Annotated in this window: 17 protein-coding genes and 1 riboswitch; of the genes, 14 read left to right on the forward strand and 3 right to left on the reverse strand. The window is 50.0% G+C overall.

Annotated elements, in window-relative coordinates; genetic code table 11:
- Nucleotide 1: 1 nt before the first annotated feature.
- Genes AJ81_RS08365 through AJ81_RS08375 form a run of 3 tightly spaced genes read left to right on the forward strand, consistent with a single transcriptional unit; the run spans nt 2 to nt 2,026 of the window.
- Nucleotides 2-373, forward strand: a complete 372-nt coding sequence (locus tag AJ81_RS08365) for a Mini-ribonuclease 3 (protein WP_257008727.1) — start codon at nt 2-4, stop codon at nt 371-373.
- Nucleotides 357-1,058, forward strand: coding sequence for a 23S rRNA (guanosine(2251)-2'-O)-methyltransferase RlmB (rlmB, locus tag AJ81_RS08370; RefSeq protein WP_031505110.1), 702 nt, complete (start codon nt 357-359; stop codon nt 1,056-1,058). Before AJ81_RS08365 ends, rlmB begins: the two co-directional genes overlap by 17 nt.
- Nucleotides 1,058-2,026, forward strand: coding sequence for a threonine ammonia-lyase (locus AJ81_RS08375; RefSeq protein WP_231845473.1), 969 nt, complete (start codon nt 1,058-1,060; stop codon nt 2,024-2,026). The genes rlmB and AJ81_RS08375 overlap by 1 nt, the downstream gene beginning before the upstream one ends.
- Nucleotide 2,027: 1 nt before the next feature.
- Here the strand turns inward: AJ81_RS08375 and AJ81_RS08380 are convergent, their stop codons facing one another.
- Both AJ81_RS08380 and AJ81_RS08385 read right to left on the reverse strand, forming a co-directional pair.
- The gene (locus tag AJ81_RS08380) at nt 2,028-2,432 is read right to left on the reverse strand and encodes a ribonuclease H-like YkuK family protein (RefSeq protein WP_231845472.1); all 405 of its coding nucleotides are present in this window, start codon (nt 2,430-2,432) and stop codon (nt 2,028-2,030) included.
- A 49-nt stretch (nt 2,433-2,481) separates the two neighbouring features.
- On the reverse strand, nt 2,482-3,669 hold the full coding sequence (locus AJ81_RS08385) for an alkaline phosphatase family protein (protein ID WP_031505113.1): 1,188 nt from the start codon (nt 3,667-3,669) through the stop codon (nt 2,482-2,484).
- A 119-nt stretch (nt 3,670-3,788) separates the two neighbouring features.
- On the opposite strand from AJ81_RS08385, the gene rd reads away from it, so the two are divergent.
- The gene (gene rd, locus AJ81_RS08390; protein WP_031505114.1) at nt 3,789-3,953 is read left to right on the forward strand and encodes a rubredoxin; all 165 of its coding nucleotides are present in this window, start codon (nt 3,789-3,791) and stop codon (nt 3,951-3,953) included.
- A gap of 15 nt (nt 3,954-3,968) precedes the next feature.
- Here the strand turns inward: rd and AJ81_RS08395 are convergent, their stop codons facing one another.
- Complete coding sequence (locus AJ81_RS08395; protein ID WP_038059850.1) at nt 3,969-4,520, reverse strand: biotin transporter BioY; 552 nt, start codon at nt 4,518-4,520, stop codon at nt 3,969-3,971.
- 684 nt (nt 4,521-5,204) lie between these two features.
- Nucleotides 5,205-5,307: riboswitch (purine riboswitch) on the forward strand.
- Nucleotides 5,308-5,363: 56 nt separating this feature from the next.
- On the opposite strand from AJ81_RS08395, the gene purE reads away from it, so the two are divergent.
- The 10 genes from purE to purD are packed head-to-tail and all read left to right on the forward strand — an operon-like array spanning nt 5,364 to nt 15,467.
- Complete coding sequence (gene purE, locus AJ81_RS08405; RefSeq protein WP_231845491.1) at nt 5,364-5,822, forward strand: 5-(carboxyamino)imidazole ribonucleotide mutase; 459 nt, start codon at nt 5,364-5,366, stop codon at nt 5,820-5,822.
- A gap of 15 nt (nt 5,823-5,837) precedes the next feature.
- Nucleotides 5,838-6,542: a phosphoribosylaminoimidazolesuccinocarboxamide synthase gene (gene purC / locus AJ81_RS08410; RefSeq protein WP_031505118.1), complete on the forward strand. Its 705-nt coding sequence runs from the start codon at nt 5,838-5,840 to the stop codon at nt 6,540-6,542.
- Nucleotides 6,543-6,547: 5 nt separating this feature from the next.
- On the forward strand, nt 6,548-6,802 hold the full coding sequence (gene purS, locus AJ81_RS08415; RefSeq protein ID WP_031505119.1) for a phosphoribosylformylglycinamidine synthase subunit PurS: 255 nt from the start codon (nt 6,548-6,550) through the stop codon (nt 6,800-6,802).
- Nucleotides 6,799-7,503 (forward strand): phosphoribosylformylglycinamidine synthase I, encoded by a 705-nt coding sequence (purQ, locus tag AJ81_RS08420; RefSeq protein WP_031505120.1) that lies wholly within the window; start codon nt 6,799-6,801, stop codon nt 7,501-7,503. Before purS ends, purQ begins: the two co-directional genes overlap by 4 nt.
- Nucleotides 7,490-9,670, forward strand: a complete 2,181-nt coding sequence (gene purL, locus AJ81_RS08425; protein WP_031505121.1) for a phosphoribosylformylglycinamidine synthase subunit PurL — start codon at nt 7,490-7,492, stop codon at nt 9,668-9,670. Before purQ ends, purL begins: the two co-directional genes overlap by 14 nt.
- Nucleotides 9,667-11,052 carry an amidophosphoribosyltransferase gene (gene purF, locus AJ81_RS08430; RefSeq protein WP_031505122.1) on the forward strand — a complete coding sequence of 462 codons (1,386 nt, stop codon included), beginning with the start codon at nt 9,667-9,669 and terminating at the stop codon, nt 11,050-11,052. The genes purL and purF overlap by 4 nt, the downstream gene beginning before the upstream one ends.
- Nucleotides 11,053-11,060: 8 nt before the next feature.
- Nucleotides 11,061-12,071 (forward strand): phosphoribosylformylglycinamidine cyclo-ligase, encoded by a 1,011-nt coding sequence (gene purM, locus AJ81_RS08435; protein WP_031505123.1) that lies wholly within the window; start codon nt 11,061-11,063, stop codon nt 12,069-12,071.
- Entirely contained in the window at nt 12,068-12,706 is a 639-nt protein-coding gene (gene purN / locus AJ81_RS08440; RefSeq protein ID WP_031505124.1) for a phosphoribosylglycinamide formyltransferase, read from the forward strand. The genes purM and purN overlap by 4 nt, the downstream gene beginning before the upstream one ends.
- Entirely contained in the window at nt 12,699-14,213 is a 1,515-nt protein-coding gene (gene purH, locus AJ81_RS08445; protein ID WP_031505125.1) for a bifunctional phosphoribosylaminoimidazolecarboxamide formyltransferase/IMP cyclohydrolase, read from the forward strand. The genes purN and purH overlap by 8 nt, the downstream gene beginning before the upstream one ends.
- Before the next feature lie 9 nt (nt 14,214-14,222).
- On the forward strand, nt 14,223-15,467 hold the full coding sequence (gene purD / locus AJ81_RS08450) for a phosphoribosylamine--glycine ligase (protein ID WP_031505126.1): 1,245 nt from the start codon (nt 14,223-14,225) through the stop codon (nt 15,465-15,467).
- The last annotated feature ends 228 nt before the right edge of the window (nt 15,468-15,695 follow it).

Consider the following 15,695-nt stretch of genomic DNA (forward strand, 5'->3'; position numbering starts at 1 on the left):
TTTGAGTTCCTTACCCATCGCAACGCTTGCCTATTTGGGAGACGCCGTACATTCTTTCTTCGCCAAGGTCAGATCGTTGAACAACCTGAGCGTTGGACGGATACACAAAAAAGTTACCAGTTTGGTTTCGAGGGAGTTCCAAGCTAAATGTCTCGAACAACTCTTTCCTCGACTCAGCGAACAGGAGCTCAGTGTAGTAAAACGTGCCATGAACAGCAAATGTGCAAAAAGATATGGCAACGATGAGAACTACCGTAAAAGTACAGCGCTGGAAGCACTCATAGGTTATCTCTACCTTGCAGGTGATCGCGATCGTCTGCTCGAGATTCTGAATTTCAGTTTGATGGAGCGCAACGATGATCGTCTACGGTAGAAACGTCCTTGAGGAAGTTCTAAAATCGCATCATTTGGTGAGGAAAGTCTATCTGAGGGCGGATGAAAGGAATAAGCCTTCTTCGCTCGTTGAGAAGCTCAAGAAAGCGAACTTTCCGTTCACGTTTGTCTCGAGCAGAAAACTTGCCGAACTCTGTGGCGAAGAGAAAAACCAAGGTGTCGTAATCGATCTGGAGTTCAAGTACGCCGATGAATCCGAGATCAAAGGTGATCTCGTAGTTTTGCTCGATCACATAAACGATCCTCATAACCTTGGTGCGATCGCCCGCACTGCTGTGGCAGCGGGAGCAGGTGCAATCGTGATACCCAAGGATCGCTCCGTGGATGTCACACCATCGGCCGTAAAGGTGTCGGCGGGTGCTCTTTTGAGAATCCCTGTGGTGAAGGTAACGAATCTTCCCAGAACCATAGACAATCTGAAGGAAAAGGGCTACTGGATCTACGGTGCCGACATGGAGGGAACGAGCATCTACGAAGAGGATTTTCAACCACCCGTTGGGTTGGTCTTTGGAAATGAAGGTGAGGGCTTGAGCAGACTCGTCAAACAAAAATGCGATCAGCTGATCGCGATACCCATGTATTCAGACATAGACTCACTGAACGTGTCGGTCAGCGCAGGTATCATAATGTTTGAAATAGCGAGAAAGATCAGAAGGGTGGAATGATGAACATGTTGACTGCGAAAGACGTGGAGCAAGCATATGAAAGGATTCACAGTTACGTTCACAGAACACCTCTACTCACATCGAGAACGCTCAACGAAATCTCCAACTTTCAGGTCTTCATGAAGGCGGAGAACTTCCAAAAAAGTGGGTCCTTCAAAATTCGTGGTGCGATGAACTTCCTCTTGTCAATGGACAGGCAATCGCGTGACAGAGGTGTGGTGACTGGTTCTTCTGGAAACCATGGCCAGGCCCTGGCACTCGCCGGAAAAATGCTTGGAATCGACGTGAAAGTTGTGGTTCCGCAAGATGCCTCACCCGCCAAAGTCATAGCGATACAGGGTTACGGCGCGAAACTCGAGAGATTCGGAACGTCGTCGACTGAGAGGTTGCGCCGGGCCCAGGAGATCTCCGAGCAGGAACGAAGAGTCTTTGTTCCTCCGTTTGATCATTATTGGATCATGGCCGGCCAGGGGACCGTCGGACTGGAGATACTTGAGCAACTCGACGAAGTCGATGCCATCTTGGTCCCCTGCGGTGGGTGCGGTTTGATAGCTGGTATCTCGACGTACGTGAAAGAAAGACGTCCTTCCGTGAGGATCTACGGAGTGGAACCTGAACAGAGCAACAGTACTTATCTGTCTTTCAAGGCTGGGCAGAGAGTGGAGCTTCACAACATTCACACGATCGCTGATGGTTTGAGAACAGCCAGCCCGGGCGAATTGACCTTTCCCATCGTCCAGAGGTACGTTGACGACATCCTACTTGTTTCAGAGAAAGAGATTGCTCAGGCCGTAGTGTTTTTGCTCGAGCGCTGCAAAGTGTTGGTTGAACCTTCCGGAGCCGTAACTGTTGCCGCAGCCATGTTTAGAAAGCTGCCCTCGGGAAACGGGAAAATAGTGGCGGTGCTCTCTGGAGGAAACGTCGACAGACAAAAGCTGTGCGAAATTTTCGCGATGGCCGAGTCGTGATTCATTTCGTGTGCCTGTGGGCAACCTTTGTGGCCGCAAAAGCCCATGGTTTCAGCCTGTAACTGTAACCCATACCCTTGACGTAACCTACTATCGAGGGTATGACCTGCTTGCTGGGACCATCATAACCTGCGTCTATGTGGATCTCAGCACTGTCCAAGTGTAAGTTTTGTTTCACGAAGTTTGCCATCTCCAAGCTCAGGTGAGTTTCCTCAAAGATCCTCGAATATATGTCGTAGTACCGGCGCTCACGCTTCACAGTATAAAAATAGATGGCCCCCACACCGAGTTTGTAAACCACAAAAACTGTGGCGAATGTCACTACACCGTCTCTTTCGTCGCTGTCGGAACCTATGAACAGCTTGAAGGAACCATTGTTCAGAAACCTGTCGACGCAGGACTTCACCTCGTCGATCTCCAATTCTCCGTGAGTTGGACTTTTCAGTAAGAACTTATCACCTCCTGAAGACCATCAAAGGAACTAACAGTTCTTCCAATGTGAGGCTCCCGTGTTTGGATTTCAAACTCTCTTCTTTCCCCGTGTACTTGAAGTAGAAAGAATAATTTTCTTTTGCGATGAGCACTACGTCTCCGATTCTCTCAATGCTTGCAGCAGCTATCGAACCGGTATCGCCGAACAGTCCCTGGTTTATTGCTTGTTCCTTCGTCAGTACGAGAGCCCTATCTCTGTATTTCTCATTTAGATATTCTATCACTGCTTTTGAACAATTGGTGTAGATGTGCATCATCCTCATCTCTCCGCCGGGTGGAACAGAAAAGAACGTTGAAACCTCATCCTTCCACGACCACCAAGTTTCTCTCTCCCAGGGCGTGAAGATCTGGCCGTGGTCTCCGAGCACTATCAAGAGGGTGTTTCGTGGCAGGACCGGCAGTATTTCTCTCGACAGCATTCTCAGCAACCAGTAAAGCTCACTCTCGAATGCTTCGGAATTAACGCCAAGCTTGTGACCGATCGAATCCAGGAGCCCCCAGTAGACGAAGCTGAAGGATGGTCCACTCTCCTGCAGGATATCACGAAATTTGGCGAACATGTCCCCAAAGCTCTGGTAAGATCTGATCGACGCCCCAACGTTGATGAGATTCGAAAGGCCTGAACCTCTGATCGTCTTCGATGTCAGAACGAAACTCCTCACACCTACTTCCAAAAGTTTCTCGAACACGGTCTTTTCGAACATGAGTTCCCTGTTACTCAACGTGGAAGTGACCCTACCCATGATCGGTGATGAGAGTTCGATCATGTTCAGTAGTGTTCCAAGCTGTCTTATGTAGAGGATGTAACCGAGAACGCCGTGTTCGATGGGTGCGGAGGCTGTCAAAAGAGAAGTTATCGCAGCAGACGTCGTGGTAGGAAAGACCGAAGTGGCTTCTAACACAACGTACTCGTGAAAGACGCGATCCTTGTTCAAGATCCTTTCCAAACTTGACATGCCCAGAGCGTCTATGAGGAAGAACACAATTTTTTCGACGCCCTCGGACACCCCGGAGATGAAACGCTCGAGAGGATACGGTGCATGGTTGATTTGAGCGTTGAAATGCTTGAGAACGAAGTTTGACAGGTTCACCAGTGAAAAGTTTTCGTAATCCGGCTTGAACAAACCTTCGTCAATCTTTTCGAGCAGCATTCTGTATCACCAAGATGAGTATAATTCATCTTCCGCATGATAGAATATTTGAAGACAAACAGAGACATGAGAGAGGTCAAAACCTGAGATGACAGAAAACACTTCGAGGAGGTTTTCTCATGCAGAAGTACAGATGCATCATCTGCGGTTATGTTTACGATCCAGCCGAAGGTGATCCAGACAACGACATCGCACCCGGTACACCGTTCGATGACGTCCCCGAGGACTGGGTTTGCCCCGTATGTGGAGCACCCAAGGAAGATTTTGAGCCTATCGAGGAGTGAACCCCCAGGCGGGGTTCACTCTTTTTGAAGCGTCTTCACAGCGATCGAGGAAGCCAAGAAGATTTTGACCAAGTCTCCCGGTACGAATGGAAGAAGAGACATCGAAAGCAGTTTCCAGAGATCTGGGTTAGAGCCCTTCGCATAGAACCAGAGCGCCATCTGTGTTAAACCCAGACCGTGTATCATCAGGAAATTGGCAAAGAGCATCGAGACAACTGTTCCAAGATAAGACCTGGTCCTGTGCTTCGAAAGGAAAAGTGAAGCAACGATGAAGCCAACCAGATAACCACCCGTGGGTCCGAGCAGAACGCTCAAACCTGCCTTCCAACCGCTGAACCATGGAAGACCAGCGACACCTAAAGCGACGTACATCGTTTGACTCAGCACCGACCAAGATCCTATGAGAAACGGTGTCAGAAGAACCACGAAGGTTTGTCCCGTGATCGGAACAGGCGTGAAGAAAAGAGGTATCCTGATCTGTGCTGCCACACCCGTCAAAACTGAGAATCCGAGCGCAACCAAAAGGTTTGTGACCAAGCTCCTTCGTTCCAGAACCCTTTCGAGCATTCCAGCACCTCCAAAGACGATCTTAGAGCAAGATTGTGCACCACGACTTAAAGGGTGAGTTAAAACTTTTCATCTCCGCTTCATCTGTTTGATGGGGAGCACCCCTCGGAAAATGCCAATGTGCCAACCGTGACAAACAAGTAGCCCCGCAAGTCCTTCTCCTTAAGGGAGATGAAGGGGCTTGAGGACGATTAAACTTTGTGGTACAAGTACATAGAACGTGGAAAGGTACCAAGTGTTAGTGAGATTGTCCCGTCAGAGTGTGAGGTTTAATCCACATCTTTTTGGTTATGGAGTATTCAACGCTCTGCGGAAAACAGCCTAACGAACTCAAGAATCCTATCCGCTTTAGGGAGTTGGGAATGTCAAATCGTAACTGGAACTGATCTAAGGTGTTGCTTTATGGGCTGAGCAGAGAATGGTTTTTCGCGCTCCTTAAGACGTGAAATGGAGGTTTGAGAAATCCTTCACTCGAGATTGGCGGTGTTCGGTTGAGCCAAAACGGAGAGATTCTTACAGAGACGAACGAAAATGTGGAAAACCCAGTCGATGCCCAGCAAAGGCGCTTTTTGCTCTTTCGAGCGCGTGCTATCTGCGATTCAACTCTTTGTAACGTGTTCTCAAAACGTCTCGCCTTCACACTGCCACCTGCCGTGGTAAAATAAAAGTGTAAAGTGAATATTCCCTCCCACAGGGAAAGGCCCTTGTATAACCCCGGGAATAAGGCTCGGGGGTCTCTACCGGACAGCCGTAAACTGTCCTGGCTACAAGGGCTCATTTCTTTACCGGTAGAGACCAAGGCCTACCGGATTTTTGTTTTTATGGAGGTGAAATTGCTTGAAAGTGGCAATCTTGGTGGGCAGTGAAACGGATCTGAACCATGCCAGAGCGGCAGCAGAGGTCCTTGCCCAGTTCGAAGTTCCCTGCGAAGTTTACGTTCTTTCGGCCCACAGAACCCCCATTGAAACGATTCAGTTCGCCAGAGACGCAGAAAGGAACGGCTTCTCCTTGATCATAGCCATGGCGGGCAAAGCTGCACATCTTCCTGGAGTAGTCGCAGCGAACACGATCCTCCCAGTCATAGGAGTTCCCCTGAGCGCCTCTTTGAATGGTTTTGATGCGCTGCTCTCCGTTGCCCAGATGCCGACAGGTGTTCCTGTTGCCTGCATGGCGATAGATGGTGCCAAAAACGCTGCGTTGTTCGCAGTGTCCATCCTGGCGTTGAACAATGCTGATCTGAAGCAGAAACTTCTCTTGTACCGTGAGTCGCTAAAAAAAGGTTCAGGCAAGAAAGATCTTTGAGAGGAGGACAACCGCATGGAAAAGCTCGAAATGATTTATGAAGGGAAGGCCAAAAGGGTTTACAGGACCGACAGCGAGGACTATCTGGTGATCGAGTACAAGGACGATGCAACCGCTTTCGATGGCAAGAAGCGTGGTGTGATACAGAACAAGGGCGTCTTGAACAACAAGATCTCGGCCAGGTTTTTTCAATTGCTGGAGCAAAACGATATTGAAACTCATTTCGTCAAGCTTTTGAGTGACAGAGAGATGCTCGTGAAGGCGGTGAAAATAATACCGATCGAGGTCATCGTTCGAAACATAGCCGCAGGTAGCCTGTCGAAAAGATTGGGACTGCAAGAGGGTACTATTCTGAAAAGAACCGTTCTGGAATTCAGTTACAAGAACGACGAACTCGGCGATCCGATGATCAACCATTACCACGCGTTAGCAATGGAGCTGGCGAGCGAAGACGAGCTGAAACAGATCGAACAGATAGCCCTTAAAGTGAACGAAGTTCTCAAGAAGTTTCTCGCAGAAAAGAACATCGTCTTAGTGGATTTCAAGCTGGAGTTTGGTAGACATCACGATCGAATCCTTTTGGCCGACGAAATTTCCCCGGACACCTGTCGTTTCTGGGATGCTTCCACTAAGGAGAAGCTCGACAAGGACAGGTTCAGAAGGGATCTTGGAAACGTTGAAGAGGCCTACTGGGAAATTTACAGGCGCGTTTGCGGGTGAGGAAGATGTACAGAGTGAAAGTGCAGATACTACCAAAAGACGGTGTGTTCGATCCGCAGGGTCATACGGTCAAGGGAGCCCTGGAGAAACTCGGTTTCAACGGGGTGAAAGAGGTCCGGCTCGGAAAATTGATCGAGATCCTCATCGACGTAGAGGACGAATCGCAACTGATGGTACAAACAAAAGCAATGTGTGAAAAATTACTCGCAAATCCAATCATTGAATCCTACCAACTGCTCGATGTGGAGGAAGTCCCATGAAGTGTGCTGTCGTGGTTTTTCCGGGGTCGAATTGCGATAGAGATGCATTTCATGTTCTGAAGAATGTCTTCGGCCTCGACTGTCACTACATCTTTCACGAAGATCGTTTTCCACCTGACGAGTTCGATCTGATAGTCCTTCCCGGGGGCTTTTCCTTCGGAGACTACCTTCGCGCCGGTGCCATCGCACGTTTCTCTCCAGTTATGGAGAGCGTTCGAGAGGCAGCGAGCCGAGGAAGGTTCGTCCTGGGTATATGCAACGGCTTTCAGATACTCACTGAGAGCAGACTTCTACCCGGGGCTCTCCTGAGAAACGATGGGCTGAAGTTCGTGTGCAGGGACGTCCACATAAAGGTTGTGAACAACAGAACACCGTTCACCTGTTTGCTTGAAGACGGTCAGGTACTGCGCATACCCATTGCGCACGGTGAGGGTCGATACTTCATTCCTGATGACCAGCTAAGAGAGGATCAGATAGTTTTTCAGTACTGCGATGAACACGGCAACGTGACAGAGGATTCCAATCCGAACGGTTCTTGCTTTAACATAGCCGGTGTGATCAACGAAAAAGGCAACGTTCTTGGTCTGATGCCTCATCCTGAGAGATGCTGCGAGGAAATCCTTGGGAACACGGACGGTAGGAAAATCTTCGAATCTTTACTCAGTTACTTCACTCGGAGGCACGATCATGAGGCGAATTGAAGATTACGGTCTCAGTCACAAGGAGTATCAGCACATCCTGGAAAAACTCGCGAGAGAACCGAACGACGTCGAGATCGCGATGATTGCCGTAATGTGGTCTGAACATTGCAGTTACAAGCACTCGAGGTCTTCCCTGCGCAGGTTGCCAACGAAAGGTCCAAGGGTGATCCAGGGACCTGGAGAGAACGCCGGTGTTGTGGATATAGGTGACGGTCTGGCGGTCGTGTTCAAAATGGAGAGTCACAACCATCCGTCGGCTGTTGAACCCTTTCACGGTGCAGCGACAGGCGTTGGTGGTATCGTGAGAGACGTGCTCGCAATGGGAGCACGTCCGATAGCTTTGCTCGACTCTTTACGCTTTGGTGATCTGTCTGAACCGCGCGTCAAGTATCTGTTCGGTGGGGTCGTCTCGGGTATTTCGTTCTATGGGAACTGCATAGGCGTTCCGACGGTCGCCGGTGAGATCTATTTCCATCCATGCTACGCACAAAATCCACTCGTGAACGTCATGTGTGTCGGTCTGGCTGAGCAGAGACATCTGAAGTTCTCCAAAGCTGTCAAATCCGGCGCCTCTTTGTTGCTCGTTGGATCGCTCACTGGTCGAGACGGAATAGGTGGTGCCAGTTTCGCCTCTGAGACTCTATCAGAGGAGAGCGAAAACAAGAGGCCCTGCGTTCAGATAGCTGATCCTTTCATGGAGAAACTCCTCATAGAAGCCTGCGTTGAAGCAGCAAAGCTCGATACAGTTCTCACAATACAAGATCTGGGTGCGGCTGGTTTGACCTCCGCCTGTTCGGAGATCGCGGCAAAGGCCCACAAGGGCGTTCGGATAGATCTCTCGTGTGTCCCGGTTCGGGAGAAAGGTATGTCACCGGGTGAGATACTCCTATCCGAGTCGCAGGAGAGGATGCTCCTGGTGGTTGAAAAAGGAAAAGAGGAAAGGGTCAAATCCATCTTTAAAAAGTGGGGTCTGAGGGCCACAAGGATAGGCGAGGTCACGGACGATGGTTTCTTCACAGCCCTGTACGATGGAAAGATCGTTGCCCAAATTCCTGCAGCGCTTCTCACAGAGGCTCCTCTGGTCCAGCTCGATCCTGTCGCTTTGAAGCCTGTGAATTCTTCACACGTTGAGATACCGATGCCGAACAACCTTGAAGAAATCTTCCTGGAAATACTTGCAAGTCCCAACATTTGTAGCAAGCGTTATGTCTTCGAGCAGTACGACCACATGGTTGGAACAGATACCGTGCTCAGACCCGGCCACGATGCAGCGGTCCTCAGGATAAAAGGAACGAGTAAGGCTTTGGCAGTGACAGCAGATTGCAATCCGTTCTACTGCTCTGTAGATCCTTACGTCGGTGCGCAGATAGCCGTGTGCGAGGCTGCGAGGAATCTGATTGTTACGGGTGCCGAACCATTGGCTTTGACAGACTGCTTGAATTTCGGCGATCCTGACAAACCAGAGGTTGCTTACCAGTTCGAAATGACGATCGATGGGCTGAGAGATGCGGCCACAGCACTCAACACTCCTGTGGTGAGTGGCAACGTGAGTTTCTACAACGAGACAGAAACGAGCAGGGTCCATCCCACACCGATCGTCGGCATGGTGGGACTCATAGAGGATGCATCGAGAATCTGCTCCGCAAGTTTCAAAAACCCAGGCGACGTCATAGTCCTTCTCGGGCCTATGTCTGCCGATCAGCGTTTGTGTGAGTACACGAGGCTGATACACAAGATCGAGAACATACTCCCCCCAACGATCGATCTCGAGCTCGAAAAGAGAGTTCAACGGTGTTGCTTGAACGCAATCAAAGATGGGTTGCTGAATTCTGCACACGATCTTTCTGAAGGTGGCCTGGTAGTCGCTCTTGCCGAGTCGTGCATCATAGGAAACATCGGGGCATTATGCGATTTATGGAGCGATTCTCGAGCCGATTTTCTATTGTTTGGTGAAGAACAGTCCCGGATACTCGTCAGCTTGGCCGAGGAGAATCTCCAACGATTGATCCAGCTCGCCAAAAACGAAAACGTACCCATAGCGGTCCTCGGAAGGGTCATGGGCGACAGACTCGTCGTAAAACTGAACGGAAGAAAGCTCATCGACCAACCGGTGAGGAAGATCAAAGAGGTCTACGAGTCTTCCTTGCAAAGGCTGGTGAACCAATGAAGGAATCATGTGGACTGTTTGGAATCTTTTCTCCAAAACCTGATCCGAAGATTTCCAGAACTGTCTATTATGGTCTAATCGCTCTTCAGCACAGAGGTCAAGAGAGTGCAGGCATCGCGGTTGGTGATGGAGAGAAGATCAAGTATCATAAGGGTTTGGGACTGGTCAACGACGTCTTCAACGAGGAAGTGCTCGGTGAGCTTTCCGGACACGTTGCGATCGGCCATGTGAGGTATTCGACGACGGGCTCGAACGTGTTCGAGAACGCCCAACCCATAGTCGTTGCAGGTCAACAAGGCAGCTTGGCGGTGGCACACAATGGAAACATAATCAACACGCGCGAGCTCAGGAGTCAACTTGAAAAGAAAGGATTACCTTTTCGTTCGACCACTGACAGTGAGATCATTGCGTTACTCTTGATCGAGCAAGGCCCGGACATGTTACATGCTTGCCTCGATGTGACACGTACCCTGCAGGGTGCTTACTGCTTGCTCCTCATGAACCAAAATAGTTTGATCGCCATCAGGGATCCACTCGGTTTTCGTCCACTCTGCATGGGCAGACTGGATGACTGCGTGGTGTTCGCCTCGGAAACGGTCGCATTGGATGCCGTGGGAGCCGAATTCGTCAGAGACATCGAACCTGGAGAGGTCGTTTTGGTGAATGAAAATGGTGTGGAGTCTCACAAGACGGCTTTTTCAAGGAGTGCGTTCTGCATTTTCGAGTTCGTCTACTTCGCCAGGCCCGACAGTGTGCTGGAGAACGTGAGCGTTTATGCTGCACGAGAGCGAGCCGGCAGAATACTGGCGATCGAACAACCTGCCGATGCAGACCTTGTCGTAGGCGTGCCAGACTCTGGCACCGTCGCCGCCATTGGTTATTCCAATCAGAGTGGTATCCCGTACGGAATGGGTCTGATCAAAAACAAATACATCGGTAGGACTTTCATACAACCATCTCAGAAGCTCAGGAACCTGGGGGTCAGACTCAAGTTGAACGCTTTGAGAGAGCTCGTGAAAGGAAAAAGCATAGTCTTGGTTGACGATTCCATCGTGAGGGGCACGACGATGGGTCAAATTGTGAAGATGTTGAGAACTGCCGGGGCAAGGTCGATTCACGTTCGCATCGCTTCACCCCCTATACGGTACGGTTGTTACTTCGGAGTCGACACATCCGACAGGAGGGAACTCATCGCGGCAGTTCTCGAAGAAAAGAAGATCGAGCAACTCATAGGGGCTGATTCGCTCGGCTATTTGAGCCTCGAAGGGCTGGTAAAGGCTGTTGGGCTGCCTTCGGATCGTCTCTGTCTCGCATGCTTCAACGGTATTTATCCTTTGCAGGTTCCGAGTTTTTGCACGAAGTACCTTTTTGAAAAGGAGTGAGAACCTTGATGAGATCTTACAAGGAGGCGGGTGTGGATCGGGACGCAGCCGATGAAAGCGTAGAAAGGATCAAACGCTTGGCGCGGCTCACGTACGTACCGCAAGTGCTCGGAGGGATAGGCTCTTTCGGTGGTTTCTTCGAATTGCCTTCGAATTACCGTCAACCGGTGCTCGTGTCCGGCACGGATGGTGTGGGAACGAAACTGAAGATCGCTTTCATGATGGACAAGCATGATACTGTGGGTATAGATTGTGTGGCGATGTGTGTCAACGACGTTTTGGTGCACGGCGCAAAACCGCTCTTCTTTCTTGATTACCTCGCGGTGGGGAAGTTGAACGTTGAGCGTGTGGAACAGATCGTCACGGGGATCGTGAAGGGTTGCGTGGAAGCCGAATGCGCACTCATAGGGGGAGAAACGGCACAGATGCCAGATTTTTATGGCGAGGACGAGTACGACCTGGCTGGCTTTGCGGTTGGTATCGTTGAGAAAGATCAGCTCCTGGACGGCTCAAGGGTCAGCGAAGGTGATCTCGTACTTGGGCTCGCTTCGAGCGGGCTTCACAGCAATGGTTTTTCTTTGGCGAGGAAAATCCTCTTGAGTCATTACAGAGTAGATTCTTACGTTGACGAACTCGGCAAAACACTCGGTGAGGAAATGCTCACGCCGACCAAGATCTACGTGAAGAGCGTGCTGAAAGTTCTGGATAGTTCTATCCATGCGATGGCGCACATTACGGGTGGGGGTATCCCTGGAAACCTTCCCAGAGTGATACCTGTTGGTCTGGAGGCTCGAATCGACAAAAGTTCCTGGCCAGTACCGACCATATTCAGCCTGATCCAGCGACTCGGGATGATCAACGAGTCGGAGATGTTCAGAACCTTCAACATGGGAATAGGTTTCATGTTGATCGTTGAAAGAGACTCTGCGGACAGAATCGCCAGAGCACTCAAGAATCTCGGTGAAGAGGTGTGGGTTGTCGGTGAGATCAAAAGGGGTGAAAGGAGGATCGTTCTTTGAGGAAAGCTTCCTTAGGTATTCTCGTGTCGGGGACCGGTACGAACATGTATTCGATTGCGAAGAAATGTTTGAGCGGGGAATTACCTGCAGTTGTTTCGGTCGTCATAAGCAGCAGAGAGAATGCTCCAGCCTTGGAGAAAGCGAGATCCTTGGGCATACCCTCGTACGTCGTCAGGAAGAAGGACTTTCAAAGCCAAACCGAATACGAGGACAAAATGATAGCCATTCTCAAGGCGCACAACGTTGATCTGGTCGTTCTGGCTGGTTTTTTGAACATACTCTCTCCGTATTTCATCGACGCCTTCAGATGGAAAATCATCAACGTGCATCCGTCTTTGATTCCTGCCTTTTGTGGTCCAGGCTATTACGGAATGAAAGTGCACGAGGCCGTGATCCAGTACGGGGTGAAGATCACGGGTGTCACGGTCCATTTCGTTGACGAAAGCGTCGATGGAGGTCCGATCATACTGCAGAGACCCGTCGAGGTTGACGATGACGACACGCCTGAGACTCTCGCCGAAAAAGTGAAACAAGTTGAGCACGAGGTGTTGCCAGAAGCGATCAAGTTGATCGTGGAAAACGAATTGCGCATAGTCGGTAGGAAAGTTCTCATCAGGAGGGAAGACGATGCCTAAAGCGTTGATTTCAGTTTGGGACAAAACAAAGATAGTGGAGATTGCGCGCGAACTTGCAACGCTTGGATTCACAATTATGAGTACAGGTGGAACGGCCGAATTTCTTTCCAAAAACGGCGTGAACGTCGTTCCCACTTCTAACATCACATCCTTCAACCAGCTACTGGGAGGCAGGGTGAAGAGTTTGCATCCCTACATCCACGCGGCGATCCTCGCGAACCGTGACGATCCTTCTCAGATGAAAGAACTTGAACAGCTTGGGATAGAACCAATCGATGTAGTAATCGTGAACTTCTATCCTTTCTCGCGCGCGGTACATGAAAAGAAAGAACTCAACGAGCTTGTTGATTTCATAGACATCGGAGGACCCGCTGTGCTTCGGGCCGCAGCCAAGAACTTCAAACACGTTGCTGTGCTGTGCGATGTGTCCGATTACGAATGGTTTGTTGAAAAGGTGAAGGTCAATTCCTTAATCTTGAACGACAGATTGAGACTCGCCTTGAAGGCTTTTCAGTACAGCGCCTGGTACGATGCTATGATTGCTCAGTACTTCTCTCGCGTTGCGGGTGATCTCTTCCCAAGATACCTCACGTTATCTTACGAGAAGGTGTGCGAACTTTGCTACGGTGAAAATCCACACCAGCGAGCGGCCCTGTACAAAGATGTGCTTGTTCCGTCTGGAATCGTCAATGCAAAACAGCTTCATGGAAAAGAACTTTCCTTCAACAACTACCTCGATGCCGACGCTGCCTTGTCGGTTGTGAAAGATTTCGAGGACACCACCTGCGTCGTTGTCAAACACACCAACCCCTGCGCTGTCGCCTGTGCAAATTCAACTCTCGAGGCTTTCGAGAAGGCAAAGGCTGCTGACCCAGTTTCGATTTTTGGAGGAATCGTGGCATTCAATCGAGGTGTCGATGCTGAGACTGCTAAGAAGCTTTCTGAGATATTTCTCGAAGTGATACTGGCACCAAGTTTCGACGCTGAAGCACTCAAGATCTTGAAAAAGAAAAAGAACCTGAGGCTCCTTCAGATCGATTTGAACCAAAAGGGTGAGATCTACGATCTGCGAAGAATTTCCGGGGGAGTGCTCTTTCAAACACCCGACCTTACCGACTACGCACAGTTGAAAGTAGTCACTGAGCGTGCACCACACGAGGAAGAGCTGAAAGATCTGCTCTTCGCCTGGAAAGTTGTCAAGCATGTGAAATCCAACGCGATCGTGCTGGCCAAGGATCGCACCACGCTCGCCATCGGTGCAGGACAGCCTAACAGAGTCTGGCCTACAGAACATTGCGTCAGACAGGCTGGAGAGAAGGCAAAAGGTTCCGTGCTGGCCTCCGATGCGTTCTTCCCATTCCCGGACGCTGTCGAGATCGCGGCGAAAGCAGGGGTTTCAGCCATCATACAACCAGGTGGGTCGGTGAGGGACCAAGAGGTCATCGAGATGGCGAACAGATACAACGTGGCGATGATTTTCACAGGTACACGACACTTCAAGCACTGAGGTGGTACCATGAAGGCGCTCGTCATAGGTTCGGGTGGTCGCGAACACGCGTTGGTATGGAAACTCCACCAGGAAGGATACGAAGTCTTCTGCGCTCCAGGTAACGGTGGTATCTGCCAGGATGCGACGTGCTACGAAGCAAAAAGTGTGGATGAACTGTTACAGCTCGCTTTGAAAGAGAAGATAGATCTGACTGTCGTGGGTCCGGAGGCGTATCTGGCACAAGGTGTGGTCGACGTTTTCGAATCGCACGGTCTCAAAATCTTTGGACCAAACAGAAAAGCGTCTCAGCTCGAGTGCAGTAAGGTTTACGCAAAACTGCTCATGGACGAGTGTGGGATACCAACGGCGCGGTTCAGGTTGTTCGACGACCCTGTTCAGGCAGAAAAGTATGTTGAACGCTGCGAATTTCCAATCGTTATAAAGGCGGATGGTTTGGCGCAAGGTAAAGGAAGTTACGTGGTGATGAGTCGTGAAGAAGCGTTCAACGTGATCGATTCGTTGATGAGGAAAAAGATCTTTGGAGAGTCGGGTGAGAGGATCGTTGTCGAAGAGTTTTTGCGAGGCAAAGAAATGAGCATGATGGTTCTCACCGATGGTAAAACTTACGTTCCCATGATGAGTGCGATGGATTACAAGAAAATCTACGATGGCGACAGGGGGCCCAACACGGGTGGAATGGGTTCAATCGCACCGGCACCGCACTACAGCGAGAACCTGTGGCGAAGTGTGAGAGAGGAAATCTTGGACAAGCTTTTCCCAGCACTCGAGAAGCGGAACGTGATCTACAAAGGCGTCCTTTATCTGGGTCTGATGATCACTCAAGATGGTCCCAAAGTGCTCGAATTCAACTGCAGGTTCGGTGATCCAGAAACTCAGTCCATTCTGCTGCTCTTGGAAAGTGATCTTTTGGAAATGCTCCAGGCCGTGGTCGAGGGAGAATTGGAGAGACGCAAAATATTATGGTCAAAAGAAAAGGCAGTTTGCGTGGTTCTGGTGAGCGGAGGTTATCCCGAGTCTTACAAAACGGGTTTTGAGATCTTCGGTTTGAACAAGGTGAAAGATGCGATCGTTTTCCATGCAGGTACCAAGAAGGTCGATGGAAAGATCGTCACCAGCGGTGGTAGGGTTTTAAACGTTTGTGCAAAGGCTGATACTTACGCAAAGGCCAGAAGACGGGTTTACGAGGAGATTGAGAAAATCCACTTCGAGAACATGTATTATCGCAAGGACATCGGTCTGTTCATCTCTTGACATCTTACATGATGGTTATGTATAATACCAAAAAACAAAGCATAGGAGTGCCATCGTGATGGCCATATTTCTTCGATTTGTCAGGCAATTTGCCTTGAACTCTATTGAGAATAAGAAGGCTAAGCGCAGCCACCCGCTCGTTGATGGTTGGCCTGCGCTTAGCTCGTTTTGTACAAGCTGAGCGCAAGCCAATGTAGAAAGAAGATCATCAACGAGCGGGCTACAAAA

The sequence above is a fragment of the Pseudothermotoga hypogea DSM 11164 = NBRC 106472 genome, from assembly GCF_000816145.1.
Taxonomy (GTDB): Bacteria; Thermotogota; Thermotogae; order Thermotogales; family DSM-5069; genus Pseudothermotoga_A; species Pseudothermotoga_A hypogea.

Coding starts and splice junctions, on each gene's coding strand:
- purL (WP_031505121.1), top strand. CDS start 7,490: ATGAGGCGAATTGAAGATTACGGTCTCAGTCACAAGGAGTATCAGCAC.
- AJ81_RS08385 (WP_031505113.1), bottom strand. CDS start 3,669: ATGCTGCTCGAAAAGATTGACGAAGGTTTGTTCAAGCCGGATTACGAA.
- AJ81_RS08375 (WP_231845473.1), top strand. CDS start 1,058: ATGAACATGTTGACTGCGAAAGACGTGGAGCAAGCATATGAAAGGATT.
- purQ (WP_031505120.1), top strand. CDS start 6,799: ATGAAGTGTGCTGTCGTGGTTTTTCCGGGGTCGAATTGCGATAGAGAT.
- purS (WP_031505119.1), top strand. CDS start 6,548: ATGTACAGAGTGAAAGTGCAGATACTACCAAAAGACGGTGTGTTCGAT.
- purC (WP_031505118.1), top strand. CDS start 5,838: ATGGAAAAGCTCGAAATGATTTATGAAGGGAAGGCCAAAAGGGTTTAC.
- purF (WP_031505122.1), top strand. CDS start 9,667: ATGAAGGAATCATGTGGACTGTTTGGAATCTTTTCTCCAAAACCTGAT.
- rlmB (WP_031505110.1), top strand. CDS start 357: ATGATCGTCTACGGTAGAAACGTCCTTGAGGAAGTTCTAAAATCGCAT.
- purD (WP_031505126.1), top strand. CDS start 14,223: ATGAAGGCGCTCGTCATAGGTTCGGGTGGTCGCGAACACGCGTTGGTA.
- AJ81_RS08395 (WP_038059850.1), bottom strand. CDS start 4,520: ATGCTCGAAAGGGTTCTGGAACGAAGGAGCTTGGTCACAAACCTTTTG.
- purM (WP_031505123.1), top strand. CDS start 11,061: ATGAGATCTTACAAGGAGGCGGGTGTGGATCGGGACGCAGCCGATGAA.
- purH (WP_031505125.1), top strand. CDS start 12,699: ATGCCTAAAGCGTTGATTTCAGTTTGGGACAAAACAAAGATAGTGGAG.
- rd (WP_031505114.1), top strand. CDS start 3,789: ATGCAGAAGTACAGATGCATCATCTGCGGTTATGTTTACGATCCAGCC.